The 17,815-nt window shown below is 72.0% G+C and carries 14 protein-coding genes; 8 read left to right on the top strand and 6 right to left on the bottom strand.

Annotated elements, in window-relative coordinates:
• From recD to recC, 3 genes are all read right to left on the bottom strand, one after another.
• Window positions 1-1,732 (bottom strand): exodeoxyribonuclease V subunit alpha (recD, locus tag G7B67_RS09690; protein WP_166211497.1); only part of this gene is annotated, 1,732 nt, incomplete at its 3' end.
• Window positions 1,729-5,388, bottom strand: a complete 3,660-nt coding sequence (locus G7B67_RS09685) for a UvrD-helicase domain-containing protein (RefSeq protein ID WP_166211494.1) — start codon at window positions 5,386-5,388, stop codon at window positions 1,729-1,731. The genes G7B67_RS09685 and recD, both read right to left, overlap by 4 nt.
• Window positions 5,385-8,906 (bottom strand): exodeoxyribonuclease V subunit gamma, encoded by a 3,522-nt coding sequence (gene recC / locus G7B67_RS09680; protein ID WP_166211492.1) that lies wholly within the window; start codon window positions 8,904-8,906, stop codon window positions 5,385-5,387. Before recC ends, G7B67_RS09685 begins: the two co-directional genes overlap by 4 nt.
• Before the next feature lie 359 nt (window positions 8,907-9,265).
• Between recC and G7B67_RS09675 the strand changes: the two genes are divergently transcribed.
• From G7B67_RS09675 to G7B67_RS09650, 6 genes are all read left to right on the top strand, one after another.
• Window positions 9,266-10,054: an ABC transporter ATP-binding protein gene (locus G7B67_RS09675; protein ID WP_166211489.1), complete on the top strand. Its 789-nt coding sequence runs from the start codon at window positions 9,266-9,268 to the stop codon at window positions 10,052-10,054.
• On the top strand, window positions 10,054-10,806 hold the full coding sequence (locus G7B67_RS09670; protein WP_166211486.1) for an MlaE family lipid ABC transporter permease subunit: 753 nt from the start codon (window positions 10,054-10,056) through the stop codon (window positions 10,804-10,806). Before G7B67_RS09675 ends, G7B67_RS09670 begins: the two co-directional genes overlap by 1 nt.
• A gap of 30 nt (window positions 10,807-10,836) precedes the next feature.
• The gene (gene mlaD / locus G7B67_RS09665; protein WP_166211482.1) at window positions 10,837-11,361 is read left to right on the top strand and encodes an outer membrane lipid asymmetry maintenance protein MlaD; all 525 of its coding nucleotides are present in this window, start codon (window positions 10,837-10,839) and stop codon (window positions 11,359-11,361) included.
• Window positions 11,358-12,014, top strand: a complete 657-nt coding sequence (locus tag G7B67_RS09660) for an MlaC/ttg2D family ABC transporter substrate-binding protein (protein WP_166211479.1) — start codon at window positions 11,358-11,360, stop codon at window positions 12,012-12,014. Before mlaD ends, G7B67_RS09660 begins: the two co-directional genes overlap by 4 nt.
• On the top strand, window positions 12,001-12,291 hold the full coding sequence (locus G7B67_RS09655; RefSeq protein WP_166211476.1) for an STAS domain-containing protein: 291 nt from the start codon (window positions 12,001-12,003) through the stop codon (window positions 12,289-12,291). Before G7B67_RS09660 ends, G7B67_RS09655 begins: the two co-directional genes overlap by 14 nt.
• 186 nt (window positions 12,292-12,477) lie before the next feature.
• Entirely contained in the window at window positions 12,478-13,509 is a 1,032-nt protein-coding gene (locus G7B67_RS09650) for an MlaA family lipoprotein (protein WP_166211473.1), read from the top strand.
• 39 nt (window positions 13,510-13,548) lie between these two features.
• On the opposite strand, the gene G7B67_RS09645 is transcribed toward G7B67_RS09650, so the two are convergent.
• The gene (locus tag G7B67_RS09645; RefSeq protein WP_166211470.1) at window positions 13,549-15,141 is read right to left on the bottom strand and encodes a DNA recombination protein RmuC; all 1,593 of its coding nucleotides are present in this window, start codon (window positions 15,139-15,141) and stop codon (window positions 13,549-13,551) included.
• Window positions 15,142-15,222: 81 nt separating this feature from the next.
• On the opposite strand from G7B67_RS09645, the gene G7B67_RS09640 reads away from it, so the two are divergent.
• A complete protein-coding gene (locus G7B67_RS09640) occupies window positions 15,223-15,549 on the top strand; it encodes a hypothetical protein (RefSeq protein ID WP_207780905.1) in 327 nt (108 codons plus the stop codon).
• Here the strand turns inward: G7B67_RS09640 and G7B67_RS09635 are convergent.
• Window positions 15,513-16,682, bottom strand: a complete 1,170-nt coding sequence (locus G7B67_RS09635; protein WP_166211467.1) for a class I SAM-dependent rRNA methyltransferase — start codon at window positions 16,680-16,682, stop codon at window positions 15,513-15,515. The two genes, G7B67_RS09640 and G7B67_RS09635, sit on opposite strands and share 37 nt — an antisense overlap.
• A gap of 89 nt (window positions 16,683-16,771) precedes the next feature.
• Between G7B67_RS09635 and G7B67_RS09630 the strand changes: the two genes are divergently transcribed.
• A complete protein-coding gene (locus G7B67_RS09630; protein ID WP_243412320.1) occupies window positions 16,772-17,560 on the top strand; it encodes a rhomboid family intramembrane serine protease in 789 nt (262 codons plus the stop codon).
• Here the strand turns inward: G7B67_RS09630 and G7B67_RS09625 are convergent.
• Window positions 17,557-17,706: a hypothetical protein gene (locus G7B67_RS09625; protein WP_166211464.1), complete on the bottom strand. Its 150-nt coding sequence runs from the start codon at window positions 17,704-17,706 to the stop codon at window positions 17,557-17,559. The genes G7B67_RS09630 and G7B67_RS09625 overlap by 4 nt on opposite strands.
• Window positions 17,707-17,815: the final 109 nt, after the last annotated feature.

Genomic DNA, 17,815 nt, shown 5'->3' with positions numbered 1-17,815 from the left:
CGGCGGGCGCCGTTGCAGCCGGCGCCGGCAATCGCTGGCGCAGGCCGGAGATGCGGACGACATGGCGCGCCAGCGCCGCGCGCAGCACCGCGTCGCCGGCCGCGACGTGCAACGCCGCGCGGGCGCGGGTCGCGGCGGTGTACAGCAGTTCGCGCGACAACGTGCGCGCGTCGTGGCGTGGCAGTTGCAGCCACACGGTGTCGAACTCGGAGCCCTGCGCCTTGTGTACCGTCATCGCGAAGGCGCTCTCGTGCGCGGGCAGCGCGGCGGGATGGAAGGCGCGCGGGGCGTCGGGCGTGTCGCCGGGGAACCAGGCCATCACGGCACCATCGGCATCGCGGAAGCAGATGCCGATGTCGCCGTTGAAGAGGCGGTGGCGATAGCTGTTCTCGGTGATCAGCAGCAGGCGGCCCTGGAAGTGGCGGCCCGACGCGCCGCCCGCGCCGGCGAGCATCGCCTCGATGCGGGCGTTGAGGGTACGCGCGCCTTGCGGGCCGTCGCGCACGGCGGTGAGCAGGCGCAGGCGCGAGGCCAGCGAGAGTGCCTGGGCGGGGCTGTCGGCATCGGCCAGCGCCCGCCAGTGGGTGAGCAGACGGTCGCGGTGCGGCGCCTGCAGCGGGTCGGCGAGGTCCTCGTGGAAGTGGACGCCCGACAGCGTGCCGCCGCGCAGCAGCGACAGGGCGGCGGCGCTGTCGCCTTCGCGCATGGCCGCGGCGAGCGGTGCGAGTTGCAGCGCTTCGTGCTGGCGCCAGGCGTGGGTGAGGTGGGTGCGCCGCGCCGGAAAGGCGTCGCCGCCGGCGTCGGCCGCAGCGATGACGCCACGGAGCACGTCGCCGGCCTCGACCGATGGCAACTGGTCGGGGTCGCCGATCAGTACCAGGCGCGCGCCGTCGGGGACGGCTTCGACCAGCTTGGCCATCAGCGGCAGGTCGATCATCGAGGCTTCGTCGACGACGACCACGTCGAACGGCAGCGGGTTGCCGGCGTCGTGGCGGAAGCGCGGGCTGTCGGGGAGGGTGCCGAGCAGGCGGTGCAGGGTGCTGCCGCTGCCGGGCAGGGTTTCGATGACGCCGGCGTCGGTGCCCGCGGCGGCGAGCGCCTGCAGCGCGTTGCGCACGCTTTCGGCCATGCGCTCGGCGGCGCGGCCGGTGGGCGCGGCCAGCGCGATGTGCGGATCCGTGCGGCCCGCGGCGCGCGCCTGTTCGACCAGCTGCACCAGCAGGCGCGCGATCGTGGTGGTCTTGCCGGTGCCGGGGCCGCCGGTGACCAGGTCGACCCCGCCGGCTTCGGACGTCGCCGCGGCGAGGCGCTGCAGGCCGGCGGCGACGCGGCGTTCGTATTCGCGGTAGCGGCGCAGGTACAGCAGGCCCGGTGCACCGGGAGGGCCTTCGAGCACCAGCGGGCGATCGGCGTCGGAGACGTCGGCGCCGTTGGCGGGCACGGCCACCCAGCGCGACGCGGCCAGCTCGCGGCGCCAGGCGTCGGCGTCGGGCCACGCGATGTCGGGTGCGTCGACCAGCGTGCGCGGTGACGCCAGGTCGAAGCCCGCATGGCCGTTGGCGACGGCCAGCGAGGCCAGGACCGCGGCGGCGAGCACGCTGTCGGGCGTGGCGGGGTCGAGGCGGCGCAGGCTCTGCGCGAGCGCGTGGTCGAGCGTGCGCAGGGCGCCGCTGCGCCAGAGCGCGTCGAGCAGCGACGCGGCGGTCGCGCCGGCAGTCTTGCCTGGGGTCATGTGGGTTCCCCAGCGAACAGCGCGTCGAGCGCGTGGATGAGCGCGGGATCGAACTTGCGCGCATGCACGCCCGCCGGCGCGGCGTCCGCAGCCGCGCCCGCCGCAGGCACGCTCTTCGCAGGCATGTCGAGATCGATGCCGCGACTGAACACATAGCGGTGCCCGCCGAAGTCGCGCGCGTAGTCGTAGCCGCCGCCATCGGCCGCATCGCCCAGCCGGAACCGCAGCCAGCGGTGCAGCGCCAGCGTGTACACCAGCGCCTGCAGGTCGTACTCGCTGTGCTGCATCGCCGCGTCCAGCGCGTCGGCGTCGTAGCGCGGCAGGCGGTTGGACTTGTAGTCGAGCACGTACCAGCGGCCGTCGTGCCGGTAGGTCAGGTCGACGAGGCCGGTCATCAGGCCTTCCAGGCGCTGGCGGAAGCCGAAGGCGTGGCGCTCGGGCACGACGTCGTGTTCGTGCAGCAGCTGCAGCAGCGCGTCGACGCGGGCGGGCCGCAGCGGGAACTGGAACTCCAGCTCGGGGCGGCGCCATTCGCCCGGCACGTTGCACAGCTGCACGCCCTCGGGCAGCACGACCCGCAGGGTCCTGCCGACGAGGCTCGTCACGAACGCGACGCCGTCGTCCAGCACGTCTTCGGGGTAGCCTTGTTCGCGCAGCGCCTGGGCAATCGTCGTCGCTTCGGCGCCGGGCGCGGCATCGCCGGGCAGCCACGCGCGCCACGCGGCGAAGTCGGTGCGCTCCAGCGCGGTGTGCATGGCGACGCCGAACTGCGGGCCGGCGAAGCGTGGGTCATGCATCTCGTAGGTGGCGCTGGGCGCCGGATCGTCCTCGACGGCGATAGTTTCGTCCGTGCCGCCCGGCGCGGGCAGCGTGGCCGACGTCGAGGCGTCCTCCGCCGGGCCGGTCTTGCGCGCCAGGCTGCTGAAGCTGTGCACCCACCAGTCGGTCGACAGCGCGCGCGTCGCGATCCGGGCCGGCGGCACGGCGGCGTCGGATTCCGGCGGCAGTCGCGACAGCGCGGCCGACGGCACGACGGTGTCGACGCGGATGCACGGCACGGCCTGCAGCGCGACGAGGTCGGCGAGCATCGGCGCGAGCGCGGCCTTGCCGGCGTTGTAGAACGCGCCGCTCGCCAGCCACAGTGCATGCCGCGCGCGGGTCAGGCCGACGTAGAGCAGGCGCGCCTGCTCGGCGTGCTGCTCGGTGGTCCAGCGCTCTTTGGCGTGGCCCCATTGCGCTTCGGGAACCTCGATCTTCCAGTGCAGGCGGCGCGTGTTGTCGTCCTCGCCCTGCGCGGTGCAGTACCGGCCCGGCGACGGCTCCCTACCGCCGATCCCGATGAACGGCAGGAACACCAGCGGGTATTCCAGGCCCTTGCTCTTGTGCAGGGTGACGATCTGCACGCGGCGCGCGTCGGACTCCAGGCGCAGCAGCTGCGCCTCGTCGTCGGGGTCGGCGTTGGCGATGCGCGCGCCGAGCCATTCGACCAGGCCGTGCAGCCCGAGCGTGTGCGCCTGCGCTTCCTGCAGTGCTTCGGCCAGTTGCAGGTAGTTGCCGACGCGCCGTTCGCCATCGGTGAGGCCGAGCAGGCGCGGCGCGTGTTCCGCGCACAGGTCGCCGATGAGCGCGAGCGGGCCGCCACGCAGCAGGCGCTCGCGCCAGGCCAGCGCCCGGTGCTGCCAGTCGTGATCGCTGCCGTCGAGCGCCGCGATCGCGGCGGCGTCGACGCCGACCAGCACCGTCGACAGCGCGGCGCGCAGGCGGCCGTCGTCGCCGCTTTGCAGCAGCGCGAGCAGCAGGGCGTGCACTTCGCGCGCTTCGAGCGTGTCGAACAGGCTCTGCTTGCCGGCGGCGACCGCCGGGATGCCGACCACGGCCAGCGCCTGCTGCAGCCGCGTGGCTTCGCCGTGCGTGCGCACCAACACGGCGATGTCGCCCGGCTGCACCGGCTTGCCGTCGATGGTGGCGGTGCCGGCGCGGCCCTCCGACAGCACGGCGTGGATCGCCGCGACGCAGGCCGCGGTGCAATGCACGCGCGAGTCCTCGGCCTTCCACGGCTTCACCTCGCCCTTGTCGTCGGGCTTCGGGTCGGGCGCGCGCCACAGCGTCAGCGCCGGTGCATCGGAACCGTCGCGCTGGAAATCCGCGTCCGTACGCTTGCCGCCGGCCTCGACCGCGCGGAAGCGGATGCGCCGGTCGACGAAGGCGTCGTCGCCCGCCTGGGCGTACAGCGCCTGGATCGCCGCGAGCACCGACGGCCGCGATCGGAAGTTGTGCACGAGCGCCGGTGCCTCGTCCGCGGTGGCGCGCGCGGCGAGGTAGGTGTGTACGTCGCCGCCGCGGAAGCTGTAGATCGCCTGCTTGGGATCGCCGACGAGGAACAGCGCCGGCGCGCTGCCATCCGCCATGGCGCCGCGGCCGAACACGCGATCGAAGATCCTCCACTGCCGCGCGTCGGTGTCCTGGAACTCGTCCACCAGCGCGACCGCGTATTGCACGCGCAGACTGCGGGCCAGCGCCTCGCCGCGGGGACCGTCGAGCGCGTCGGCGACGCCGTCGATCATGTCGTCGTAGGCCTGCAGGCGGCGCTGGTGCTTGAGCAGCGCGAGCCGCTCGCGCGCATCCGCGCGGATGCAATGCAGCAGGGCGATGCGGCGGCGGATTCGGTACGCGTCACACCCAGCCAGCGCGCGCAGGTAGTCGTCGATCAGCGCGCACAGCGGCGACTGCGGCGTCTTGCCCACGTGCGCCTTGTTGGTCTTCTCCTGCAGCATGCGCGGGGTGAGCCAGCGGAGCTTTTCGTGCAGCGGTGCGGAGTAATCGCCGCCTTCGCACCAGCCCGCCAGCGCGGTCCAGAGCGGCTGGATCCACGCGGCCTTGTAACTGCCGCCATGCAGCACCTTGCGTTCGAGCGCGTCGAGCAGGAGCGCGAGGAAGTCCTCGCCGTGCGCGCGGAATCCCTCGGCAAGCGCGTGGCCGGCGGCCAGCACCGCGGGCATCGGGTCCGAAGGCAGCGCTGCGTCCGGCGGCAGCAGCACCGGCTCGCGCATCAGCGCGCGCAGGTCGGCGGCAAGCGCCTGGGGGCCGCCCTTCCACAGCGCCGCGAGATCCTCCGCGCCCGCCGCGTCGCGGCCATGCGTGCGCCACAGGTCGGCCGCGAGTTCCTCGCGCAGGCCGCGGTCGTTGGCGAGCAGTTCCGGTGGATCGAAGCCCTGCCCGCTTTCCAGCGCATGTTCGCGCAGCACGCGCGCGCAGAAACCGTGGATGGTGAAGATCGCCGCCAGGTCGATGTCCCGCGCGGCCGCGCGCAGGCGGCGGCGCAGCGCGTCGGGGCGTTCGCCGCTGCGCGCCAGGTGCGCCTGCAGGATGTCGCCGGTCAACGCCGCCTCGGCGTCCTCGCCGTCGACGACTGGCGCCTCGACGAGTTCCAGGGCGAGCAGCATGCGCTCGCGGATGCGCTTGCGCAGCTCCTGCGTGGCCGCTTCGGTGAAGGTCACCGCGAGCACCTGACCGACCCGCAGGTCGCGTTCGACCACCAGGCGCGTGACCAGCGTGGCCAGGGTGAAGGTCTTGCCGGTGCCGGCGGACGCCTCGATCAGGCGCACGCCGTCCAGCGGCAGCTCGAGATAGGCATCGCGGGCGGGCGCGGTACTCATTCGCCTTCGTCCTCGTCGCGCGACAGCGTCGCGTTGGCGATGGCGTCCTCGTCGAGCTCCGGCGCGTCGTGCCTGATGCTCGCGATGCCGCTGCCGACCGCGGAGAACACGGTGATTGTGTTGGCGACAAAGGCGCGCAGGGCGTCGCGGTGGGCGAACGGATCGCGCGCGCGCAGGGCGAGTTCGCAGGCCGTGCCGCTGCCCTCGCCCCACGTGCGGTTGCTGCCCTGCCACTGCTTGCGCGCGTCCTCGATGCCGCGCTCGGCGGTCGCCGCGCTGTAATACTTCCAGCCGCTGCGCGGCGCGAACGGGAGCGGTTCGCGCAGGCCGGACGCGCGCAGCGCCATCAGCGTGCGCAGGGCGTCCTTCGCCTGCGCCGGATCAATGCGGCCGCGTTCGTGCGGGCCGAGGTTGCCGCCCTTCTCCGCGTGGAATTCGAACATCGGCCGCGATTCGCCGGCGGCGCTCGCCAGCAGCCAGTCCAGCCCGTTGCGGAGAACGGAGGCACCGTTTGGCGCGCCGAAGCGCACCCGCGCGAAGCCCGCCGGCCACACGCCGCCGAGCCGGGCGTGCAGGCGCACGCCATCGATGCTGGCTTCCAGCGGCAACGGCTCCAAAGCCGTCGTGTCGCCGCGCCAGCGCGCGAAGTGCTCCGCGTACGGCGCCACTTCGTCGAGCACGTCGGACAGCGCGCGCGCACCGAGCGCACCGGACGGCAGCAGCGCCTGCGCGCCCAGGCGTTCGAGCAGCGCGTCGCGGCGCTCGCCGGCCAGCAGCGCGTCGAACACCGCGTGCTGCAGCCGGTGGCGTTCCAGCCCGCCGCCGGGGGCACGCAGCGGCTCGATGTCCTCACCCGCCGCCTCGACCTCGGGCAGGCGCAGGCCGAGGCGCTGGCGCAGGAACTGCTCGGCGGGCGCCAGCAGGAAGCGGCGCAGCGATTCCAGCGACAACTCGGTTTCCGCCTCGACCGGCGGCGGCAGCGAAGTGCCTGCGCGCATCCACGGCGCCAGCGTCGTGCGCACGCCCGACAGCTGCCCCGCCGCCGGATGCCAGCGCGCGTCGTAGCTGAAGTGGCGCGGATCGCCGCTGCCGAACGCGGCCGGCGAGAACGGCTGCAGCGCATGCCGTAGCACCAGCGCATCGGCGTCCGCCGGCGCGTGGTACGCGGCCGCCGCGGCCAGCAATTCGGACACGACCGCCGACGGCTCGCGCGCGCTGCCGTCGCGCGGGTCGGCGCCGATCCAGCTGACGTGGAACACATCCTGCGCCGACGAGAACAGCTGCAGGAACAGATAGCGATCATCGTCGCGGGTGGAACGGTCGCCATGCCGGCGACGCTCGGTGCCCAGTTCGGCGGTGAGGCGGTTGAGCCCGGCGGCGGGATCGCGCCGCGGGAAGTCGCCGTCGTTCATGCCGAGCAGGCAGATCGCGCGGAACGGCAGCAGCCGCATCGGCACCATGCGCGCGAAGCTGACGCCGCCGGTGAGCAGCGGCGCGCGCGTGTCGGCCTCGCCCAGCACCTGCGCGAAATGCGCGCGCACGATTTCGCCCGGCACCGGCGCGGTGTAGCCGGCGCGCGCCGCGTCTTCGGCGAAGGCGTCGATCAGCTTGCACAGGCGCTCGTAGGCACGCTCGCCACTGCCGCCGATGCGCGGCCGCGGCAGCACCGACCTGAGCAGGCCCAGCAGGCGTTCGCGCCAGGCCGACGGCGGCATCGCTTCGCCGAGCAGGCGTTGGTGGCGGGCCAGCACGCGCAGCAGCCGCAGCAGCACGTCCAGCGCGTCGAGGGCGCTGCCTTCGAGATCGGTCCACGGCGCCACGCGCGCGCCGTCGCCTTCGACCAGCGCGTCGGCGTCCGTCGCGTGGCCGAGCAGCAGCCGGTCGAGCGCGAACTGCCAGGTGTAGGCGTCGTCCTCCGGCGCTCCCATCCGCGCGCGATGCGCGGCGTCGATACCCCAGCGCGCGCCCGCCTCGTGCAGCCAGGCGCGCAGGCGTTCGAACGCCGCGCCGTCGAGCCCCGCGGCTTCGGCCAGCGGCGGGCTGGCGAGCAGCTCCAGCACTTCCTCCAGCCCGAAGCGCGAGACCGGCAATGCCAGCAGGCGCAGGAACACGGCCGCCAGCGGCTCGCCGGCCAGCGGACTGGCGTCGGCGATGGCCCACGGGATCGCCTGCCGGATGCCCGCCTCGCCACGGCCGCTTCCGCCGAACACCGCGTCCAGGTACGGCACGTACGGATCGATGTCCGGCGCCAGCACCGCGATCTCGCGCGGCTGCAGCGGCGGATCGAAGCGCTTGTCCTCCAGCAGCGCATGCAGGCGGTCGTGCAGCACCTGCAATTCGCGCAGCCGGGTGTGGCAGGCGTGGAACTGCAGGCTGGGATCGCGCGCATCGACGTCGGGGCGCAGCGCGCCGGACGGCGCCGCGCGACGATGGAACAGGTCGCCCTGCATCCGCCGCAGCAGGCTGTCGCGCAGGCCGCCGTCGGCGAGCGTCCTGCCGGGTGCGGTTTCGGGATCGGCGTAGGCGGCGATCTCGCCGGACGGATGCACGACCTCGTAGCTGCCCAGCAGCGCCATGAAGTCGCGGCCGGCGGCACCCCAGTCGCGCAGCAGCGGGTTTTCCGCACAGTGGTCGCCGGCTTGCCCGATTGAAAACGGATCGGTGCCCGCGCGCAGGTGCGCGCCGAGCGATTGCAGGTCGCCCCAGTATTCCTTGGTCGGCGTCGGCAGGTAGAAGTGCAGCGTGCCGACACGCGCCTGGCTCGCCATCACCCGCAGCACGTCGGGCGAGACATTGAGCGTGGCGAAGGCGAACAGCCGCGGCGGCAGCCCCGCGGGCAGCGAAGGCACGGCGTCGACGCCGGCATCGCCACCGAACCGCGCCAGGTAGCCCTGGATCCGGCGTGCGCGATGGTCGCGGCCCGAGGCGACGGCGCGCCATAGGATCGCCTGCGGATCGTCCGGATCCGCGCCGCCTTCCCAGCGCAGCAGCCAGTCGCGGCGCCAGGCCTGGTATTTCCCGAACACGGTCGCCAGTTCGCCGGCGAGCGTCCACGCTTTCACCATGCCGTCCTGCAGCATGCCGTCCTGCAGCATGCCTTCCTTCGGCACGCCGTCGTCGCCGTCCAGGTAGCCCGCGAGCTGCGCCATCGCCGGCCGCGCGCGCAGCGAGGGATCGAGCAGCGCCGCGTACAGGTGCCAGTGCAGGTTGTCGGCGTCGAGGTCGTTACCGCCGCCCGCCAGGTTGGCCGGGCCGGCATTGGCGGCCAGCGCGTGCCCCACGAACTCGCCGGGGGTCAGGAACGCCAGGTTCGCGGCGATGCCATGCCGCTCGGCCATCGTCGCCTGCAGCCAGCGCCGCATCGCCACCTGGGGGATCAGCACCGTGTCGGGGGCCAGCAACGGCTGCCCCGGCGCGGCCGAACGCAGTTCGTCCGCCAGCAGCCCGGCCAGCACTTCCAGCGAGTTCGAGTGGTACAGGCGGAAGTCGGGCGATCGAAGCGGCGGCGCGGTCGGCATCCAGCGCATCTTGCCGGAGCGCGGTCGCAGGCGCAGAGACCGGTGGCGGCGCCGGGGGCGTCGCGGTACGCGGGGAGGGGGTGGGGCTGCCGTTGCGGCGCCGGTGCGTGCGCGGGGGCCCGTGGCCCACGGAGGGCTCGCGGCTGGAGCCGCTCCTGCGGAGGTCGGTTGCGCGACGCGGACCCGGCGGGTTCGCGGCGCGAACGGGCGGCGCTGGCGAAGCTGCGACAATGCGCGGCGCCGCTCCGCCGCCATTCAGCGGGCGGCGGCCAAGCTTTCCCGCTTTTTGAGCGTGCCCGCGCGCCCGGCGCTGTAACCGACCGCGCTGTCACGCTCCTCGCCAAAACGGACCTGCGTCGATGACGACCGATTCGCCCGCCGTGCGCCTGACCGATGTCCGCCTCGAACGCGGCGGCCGCGCCGTGCTCGAAGGCATCGACCTGGTGGTGCCGCGCGGCAGCATCACCGCGGTGCTGGGGCCGTCGGGCAGCGGCAAGTCGACGTTGCTGGCGGCGTTGACCGGCGAGCTGCAACCGGTCGCGGGCACCGTCGAGGTGCTCGGCGCGCCGTTGCCGACGCGCATGCGGGCGCTGCTCGAGCGGCGCAAGGACATCGGCGTGCTGCTGCAGGGCAACGGCCTGCTGACCGACCTGAGCGTGGCCGAGAACGTCGCGCTGCCGCTGCACACGCACACGGACCTGCCGCGGCCGGTGATCGAGCGGCTGGTGGCGATGAAGCTGCACGCGGTCGGCCTGCGCGCGGCGGCCGGTCTTTACCCGCGCGAACTGTCCGGCGGCATGGCGCGCCGCGTGGCGCTGGCCCGTGCGCTGGCGCTGGATCCGCCGCTGATGATCTACGACGAGCCGCTGACCGGGCTGGACCCGATCGCCAGCGGCGTGATCATGGCGCTGATCGCGCGGCTCAACGCCAGCCTCGGCCTGACCAGCATCATCGTCACCCACCATGTGCACGAGACGTTGCCGGTCGCCGACCGCGCGATCGTGATCGCCAACGGCCGCATCGTGTTTTCCGGCACGCCGGCCGAACTGGAGGCGACGCGCGATCCGCTGGTGCTGCAGTTCCTGCGCGGCGAGCCCGACGGTCCCATCGCCTTCGACGCCACCGCGCGCGAACAGGAAGCCGCCTGATGCCGTTTGTCGCCGCCACCCGCTCGCTCGGCCGCGCCGGCCTGTTCTCGTTGTCTGTGCTGCGCGCCTCGACGCCCACGCGGGATTTCCTCGCCGAGCTGGTGCGCGAGATCTACAAGATCGGTGCCCGCTCGCTGCCGATCATCGCCGTCGGCGGCGCCTTCGTCGGGCTGTCGGTGACGTTGCTGGGCTATCGCGCGCTAGAGACCTACGGCGCCAGCAACCAGATCAGCGCGCTGGTGGGCCTGGGCCTGTATCGCGAGCTGGCGCCGGTGCTGACCGCGCTGCTGTTCGTCGGTCGCGCCGGGTCCTCGATCGCGGCGGAACTTGGCTTGATGCGCGCCACCGACCAGATCACCGCGCTGGGCCTGATGGCGATCGATCCGATCGCGAAAGCGGTGGCGCCGCGCTTCTGGGCGGCGGTGATCTGCGTGCCGCTGCTCACCGGCTTCTTCTGCTCCCTCGCGATCAGCGCCAGCTACTTCGAAGCCGTGCACATCATCGGCATCGACAGCGGCACGTTCTGGCAGGTGCTCAAGGACGCCGTCGACTTCCGCCACGACTTCCTGGTCGCGCTGGAGAAGTCCGCCGTGTTCGGCGGCACCGCGGCGCTGGTCGCCTCCTACGTCGGCTTCCATGCCGAGCCCACCGTCGAAGGCACCTCGGTGGCGACCACGCGCGCGGTGGTCAATGCCTCGCTGCTGGTGCTGATGTTCAACTTCGTGCTGTCCGCTTTCCTGTTCGGCAAGTGATTGCCGCACGCCACGCCTGAGGAATCGATCATGTCCGTCCGCGGTCCCCGTCTCGAATTCGCCGTCGGCGCCTTCCTGCTGCTCGCGCTGGCCTCGCTGCTGGTGCTGGCGCTGGCCTCGACCAACGGCAAGTTCGGCTTCGGCGCGCACAGCTATCCGCTCAAGGCGCGCTTCACCAACCTCGGCCAGTTGCGCACGTCGGCGCCGGTCAAGATTGGCGGCGTCGTGGTCGGCAATGTGGCCGACATTCAGCTGGACCCGGTCAAATTCGACGCCGTCGTGACCCTGGACATCGATGACCGCTACAACGACCTGCCCGCGGACACCTCCGCCGGCATCCTCACCGGCGGCCTGCTCGGCGAAAGCTACATCGGCCTGCAGCCGGGCGGCGACACCCAGGCCTTGAAACCCGGCGACGAGATCGCGTTCACCACGCCGGCGGTCGACCTGATCCAGATGGTCGGCAAGTACATGTTCGGTGGCGGCGGCAAGGCGACGACGCCCGATGCCGGCAGCGACACCTCCAACCCCCCTGCCACGGATGCCAATCCATGAAGCGTTCCTTCCTTTCGATCGCCGTCGCCGCCAGCCTGGCCATGGGCGCGGCTGCGTTCGCGCCGATGCCCGCGCGCGCGCAGGACGCCAGCGCCACGGCGAGCGCATCGCCGAGCCAGATGGTGCTGGACAACAGCCAGCGCGTGCTGTCGACGCTGGAGCAGCGGCGCGCGGAGTTCACCAAGAACCGCGCCGCGCTGCGCCAGTTCGTCTCCAGCGAGTTCAGCAAGATGTTCGACCGCGACTACGCGGCGCGGCAGGTGCTCGGCCGCCACGCGCGCGGCGCCAGCGATGCCGACGTCAAGCTGTTCGCCGATGCGCTGGCCGACAACCTGATGCAGCGCTACGGCGATTCGCTGCTGGACTTCAACACCCGGCTGCGGGTTCGGGTGAAGTCCGAGACCGTGTTGCCGCGCGGCCTTGGGGTCAAGGTCGCCAGCGAGATGCTGCGCCAGGGCGGCGAGCCGGTGCCGGTCGATTACCTGATGCGCAGGTCCGGCGGCACCTGGAAGGTGTTCGACGTGATGGTCGAAGGCGTGTCCTTCGTGCAGACCTTCCGCCAGCAGTTCGATGCCGAACTCACCCACAAGTCGATCGCGCAGGTCGCCGCCGACCTGCGCAGCGGCCAGCTGCAGGCCGATGCCAGGCACTGATGCGGTGACGTTGCAGCGCGACGGCGACACCCTGCGTGTCGGCGGCGCGCTGACCACCGCGGCGGTCGCCGCCGCCTGGCCACGGGCGCTGGGCCTGCTCGAAGGCGTGCATCGCTTCGACCTGGGCGGCGTCAGCCGCGTCGACAGCGCGGGCGTGGCGCTGCTGGCCGAGCTCGCGCAGCGCGCCGGCGGCGTCGCGGTCAGCGGCGATCCTGCGGGACTGGCCGCACTGCGCGCAGCCTACCGGCTCGACCCGGCGCTGGCCTACGTCGGCTGATCGCGGCGCGACTGTCGCGCCCGCATCGCGGCCACTAAACTGCGCGCATGAACCGTCACCCGATTGTCCTGCTGCTGGCGCTGGGCCTGCTCACCGGTGCCGCGCAGGCGCAGGACGCCGCACCCTTGCCGTCCACCCCGCTGCCGTCCACGACGGCGGCTGGCCCGTCGACCGAACCCCAGGCGGTTGCCGCGACGCCTGCTGAAAGCCTGCCTGCTGAAAGCCTGCCTGCTGAAAGCCTGCCTGCTGGAAGCCACGCCTGCCACTGGCGCGTCGCCCGCGCCGGTGCAGACCGATGCCGACGCCAACGCCGCGCCCGCAACCGACGTGGCCGCGGTCCAATCCACGGCGATCGAAGGCGACGCCAGCGCCGCCGCCCGCGATGCCGATGCCGTCGTGCCCGCGGCCGACCCGCGGACCCAGGCCGAGCGCGACTACGACGCGCTCTACGGCCCACCGGGCCAGGCCTACAACCCGATCGCGGATCCGACCCTGCCCGCGCCGGCCGAACTGCCCGCCAGTTACGACCCGTGGGAGCCGCTGAACCGGCGCGTGCACGCCTTCAACAACGTCGTCGACCGCCGCATCGCGCGGCCGCTGGCGAAGGCGTACGTCGCGGTCGTGCCGCGGCCGGTGCGCCTGGGCGTGGGCAATTTCTTCAACAACCTCGGCCAGCCGATCAGCGCGCTCAATGCGCTGCTGCAGGGCAAGCCGAAGGGGGCGGCGCAGGCGATGGGCCGCTTCGCCCTCAACACCACGATGGGATTCGGCGGGCTGTTCGATCCGGCCTCGTCGGTCGGGCTGCCGATGCACAGCGAGGACTTCGGGCAGACCCTGGGCGTCTGGGGCTGGGAGCGCTCGCGCTACGTCGAACTGCCGCTGTTCGGCCCGCGCACGGTGCGCGACGTGTTCGGACTGATCGGCGATGCGCCGCTGGCGCCGCTGCGCCAGGTGGAAAGCGACCGTGCGCGGGTGTTCCTGCAGGGCCTGCAACTGGTCGACGTGCGCACGCAGTTGTTCGCCGTCGACAGCATGCGCGAGGGCGCGACCGACGAGTACGCGCTGTTCCGCGATGCCTGGCTGCAGCGCCGGCGTTACCAGATCTTCGGCGACCGCCAGCAGAAGCAGGACGACTCGCTGCCCGCCTACCTGCGCGACGACCAGGACAATCCGACTGTACCGGCCAGCGCGATGCCGGGCATCGAAGGCGTGCCGTAAGCGCCAACGCGGCTGCGTGGAGTTGCCAAGCGTCGTCGATCAGCGCCCGTCGTCGATGGGCAGGTCCAGAAGAGGCAGTCGCGCGGCGTCCTCGGGATCGGAGGCGTCGGGCTTGAGTTCGTCGCGCAGCGGCTTCTTGCCCTGCACGCCCAGCGACGCCAGCCGTCGCGCGCGCGGGATTACCGCCTTGGACGATTCGCGCAGGTGCTGGTGCGCGGTGTTGAAGGCCTCGGTCGCCTGCTGCAGTCCTTGGCCGACGCGATCGAAGTCGGCCAGGAACGTCATCAACGCATCCAGCACCAGGCCACCGCTCTTGGCGATGTCGACGGCCTCGCGCTGGATCTTGTCGCGTGTCCACAGCCGTTCGACCACCCGTAGCAGCGCCATCAGCGTATTGGGCGAGGCGAACACCACGCGGCGGTCGAAGGCATCGGTCTGCAGCGCCGGATCGAACCCCAGCGCCGCGGACAGTGCGCCCTCGATCGGCACGAAGGCGATGGTGATCTCCAGCGCCGAATCGCCGACCGCCTTGGGGTAGTTCTTCTCGCCCAGGTCGCGCACGTGCTGGCGCAGGCCGGCAGCGTGGCGGCGCATGGCTTCGTCCTGCTGCTCGGGCGTCTGCGCGTTCATCGCCTCCTGCCAGGCGATGAGGTTGACCTTGCTGTCGACCACCACGCGGCGCTCGTCCGGTAGCCGCACGACCACGTCCGGATGCAGGCGCGCGCCATCCTGGTCGACGGCTTTTTTCTGGCGGTCGTAATGCCGGCCTTCCTCCAGCCCGGACCCGCGCAGCACGCTTTCGAGCATCAGTTCGCCCCAGTCGCCGCGAACTTTGGCGTTGCCCTTCAGCGCGCGCGTCAGCGCATCGGTGTGCTGGGCCATGTCCTGGTTGAGCGTCTTGAGTTCGTTGACCGCGCCCAGCAGCATCGAGCGCTCCTTGGCCTCTTCCGAATACAGCGTGTCGACCCGGATACGGAACTGCCCCAGCTGGTCGGCGAACGGCTTGAGCAGGGTTTCGATGTCCGATTTGGACTGCGACGTCGCCCGCTGCACGTTCTTCTCGAACTGCTGGCCGCGCTCGTCGAATACCTTGCCGGCCAGTTCGCTGAATGCGCCGGACAGCCGCGTCTGCGCCTCGGCAAGGAACGCATGCATGTCGACGTTCGCCTGGCGCGCATGGGCGAGGTTGGCGTTGGCCTGCGCATGCTCGATCTGGAGCGTTTCAGCCTGTTCACGCAACCGCGCCAACTCGGACTCCAGTCTGGCCAGCCGTCCCTGCGCTTCGGCCAGCCCCGCCTCGCGCTCGGCCAGCGCGACGGTCGCGACGTGGATCTGCTGGCGCGCCTGTTCATTGTGCTGTTGCAGCTCGGCGCGCTGCGCCTCCGTCCGCGCGAGCGCCTCCTCGCGCGCAGCCAGCGTGCTTTCCAAGGCACCCAGGCGCCCATTCAGGCTGCCGATCTCGCCCGATTGCAGGCGCGCGTTGTCGCGCTCGCCGGCCAGTTCGGCCGCCAGGCGCTCCAGCTCGGTCATCGCCTGTGGCGCCGTGGCAAGGCCGCGCCGAAGCAGGAGCCCGAGCATGGCGATGGCCACCAGCACGGCGAGGAACAACAGGATCAGCAGCGTGGCGGTCATGCCGGACAGTGTAGCGACGCCGGTCTCACCCGTTGCGCCACTTCATCGCACGCACACTTTTGGCCCCATAGGATCGGGCGCATGGAAGCTGTCACTGCGCTACGGATGCCGCCGTTCCACCGTTACCGCAACGAAAGCGGGCACTCGGGCGTGGTGGGTTACTCGATCGTGCCCGACGGCATCGCCGTGCAGTTCGTCGACGGCAACGTCTACCTGTACACCTACGACGTCCCGGGCCGCCGCCACGTGGGCCGCATGAAGGCGCTGGCGCGCGAAGGCCGCGGACTGGGCACGTACATCGGCCGCCACGTCGGCAACCGGTTCGCCACCCGCCTGGGCCGCGACGAGATCATCCCGATCTCGCTGCGCCCTCAGTCCAGCACGCGGCAGAACACCGCCTTCAGGTAACGCGATTCCGGCACCTGCGCCAGGAACGGATGGTCGGGGCCCGCGCCCGACACCTTCAGCACCTGCACCGTGCGCCCGGCGTAGAACGCCGCGCGCCGCAGCATGCCGAGGAACTCGTCCTCGCTCACCAGCCCGGTGCACGAGAACGTCGCCACCAATCCGCCGGGCTTGACCACGCCCATCGCGAGCTTGTTCATGTCCAGGTATTTCTTCAGCGCCGGGATGACCTGCTCGCGATCGCGGGTCATCTTCGCCGGGTCGAGGATCACCACGTCGTAGGCATCGCCGCGCTGGCCGGCGTCGCGCAGCCACGGGAAGATGTCGGCTTGGATGAACTTCACCCGCGCGTCGTTGAGCTTGGCGTTGCCGCGCGCGATCGCCAGCACGTCCTCGTCGATGTCGATGCCGACGACCTCGCCGGCGCCGCGCACCGCGGCGTACACGCCGAAGCCACCGGTGTTGCAGCACAGGTCGAGCACGCGCTTGCCGGCAACGTGCTGGCTCAGCCATTGCCGGTTGTCGCGCTGGTCGGCGAAGAAGCCGGTCTTGTGCGCACCGGCCGGATCGGCGCGGAAGCGGATGCCGTGCTCGGTGATGATCGCCGGCTGCGCCGGTTCGCTGCCGCGGAAGTCGAACGATTCCTGCTTCTGCACGTGCTCGTCGGCGAAGGCGTGGAAACGGCAACCGGGAAACTGCGCGCGCAACGCGTCGTAGATCCATTCGCGGTGGCGGAACATGCCGGCGCTGAAATATTCGACCACCAGCAGGTCGCCGTAGCGGTCGACCACCAGTCCGCTGAGGCCGTCGCCTTCGGAATGCACCACCCGCCAGGCGTCGGAGATCGCGTCGAGCTGCAACACCTCGCGGCGCAGCGCCACCGCCGCGGCGATCTTCCGCGCGAACCAGCCGGCGTCGATCGCGACCTCGCGATCGGTTTCCAGGATCCGCAGCGCGATCCGCGAATGGCCGTTGTAGAAACCGCGCCCGATCCAGTCGCCATCGATGCCGACGATGTCGACCACGCTCCCGGGCTTGGGCTTGCTCACCGGCTTGTCGACCAGCTTCTGGAAGATCCAGGGATGGTTGGAACGCCAGGGATTGCGCAGGCGGACGGTGGGGATCGCGTCGTTCATCGCGCGCATTCTACGCGGCGGTCCGCACCCGCCCGGGCTGCGGCGGCGCCTCCGCTTGCATCCGGCGCGTTCGTCGCCATCCTCGGGTCATGCACCTGCCCATGCCCGAGCCGGTCCCCGACAGTCCCGCCCAGCGCGCGCTCGATCGCCGCCGGCTGCAGCGCGCGCTGACCGCCAGCCTGGGCTTCGTGCTGCTGATGACGATCGCCTTCGCCGCCCAGCAGGTGTTCGACTGGCGCTGGCTGGCGATCGCGCCGCATCGCTGGAGTGGCCTCGTGGGCGTGGTGTTCGCGCCCTTGCTGCATGGCTCGCCCGGACACCTGGGCGCGAACGCGGTGTCGCTGCTGCTGCTCGGCACGCTCGCCGGCACCGTGTATCCGCGAGCGACGCCGCGCGCGCTGCCGCTGCTGTGGATCGGCTCGGGCCTGGGCGCATGGATGCTCGGCGATGCCGGCAGCTGGCACCTCGGCGCGAGCGGGCTGACCCACGGATTGATGTTCCTGGTGTTCACGCTCGGACTGCTGCGTCGCGACCGGCCGGCGATCGCGGCGGCGATGATCGCGTTCTTCCTCTACGGCGGCATGCTGCTGACGGTGCTGCCGCACGAGCCCGGGGTGTCGTGGCAGGCGCACCTGGGCGGCGCCATGTCCGGTGTATTGGCCGCATGGCTGCTTCGCCGTTGCGATCCGTTGCCCGCGCGCCGGCGGTACTCGTGGGAACTGGAAGAAGACCTCGCCGCCACGGCACAGGCCGCGGCCGCGGCCGAGCGCTCGCAGTTCGAGCCCGCACGGCCGCCGCAGGTGCCGGTGCTTTGGGAGCGCGAGGAGACCACGCAGGCTGGAGCGCCAGTCGTACTGCCCTTCACGCAGCGGCGCTAGGGCCCGGCGATCGCGGTGCTGGTGGCGAGCGCGACCTGCGCGCGTCCGCGCCGCGCCCGCGTCACCGCGTCGCCGCTTCTGGCGACCGGCTTGCGTGGCGATGGCGGCGTGCTAGCGTCGCGCAACTTTTCGTGGATGTTCGCCATGGCTGTTCCGGGTCTGGTTTGCGCTGCGCGCGCCGCGTTGCTGGTCGGCGCCTGCGTTCTGGCGGGATGTTCGCGATCGGGGACGCCCACCCCGCCGGCGGCGACGGCT

This window comes from Cognatiluteimonas telluris (assembly GCF_011320095.1).
Lineage (GTDB): Bacteria > Pseudomonadota > Gammaproteobacteria > Xanthomonadales > Xanthomonadaceae > Cognatiluteimonas > Cognatiluteimonas telluris.
The sequence above is the reverse complement of the archived record's forward strand: the minus strand, read 5'-3'. Positions and strand labels throughout refer to the sequence as shown.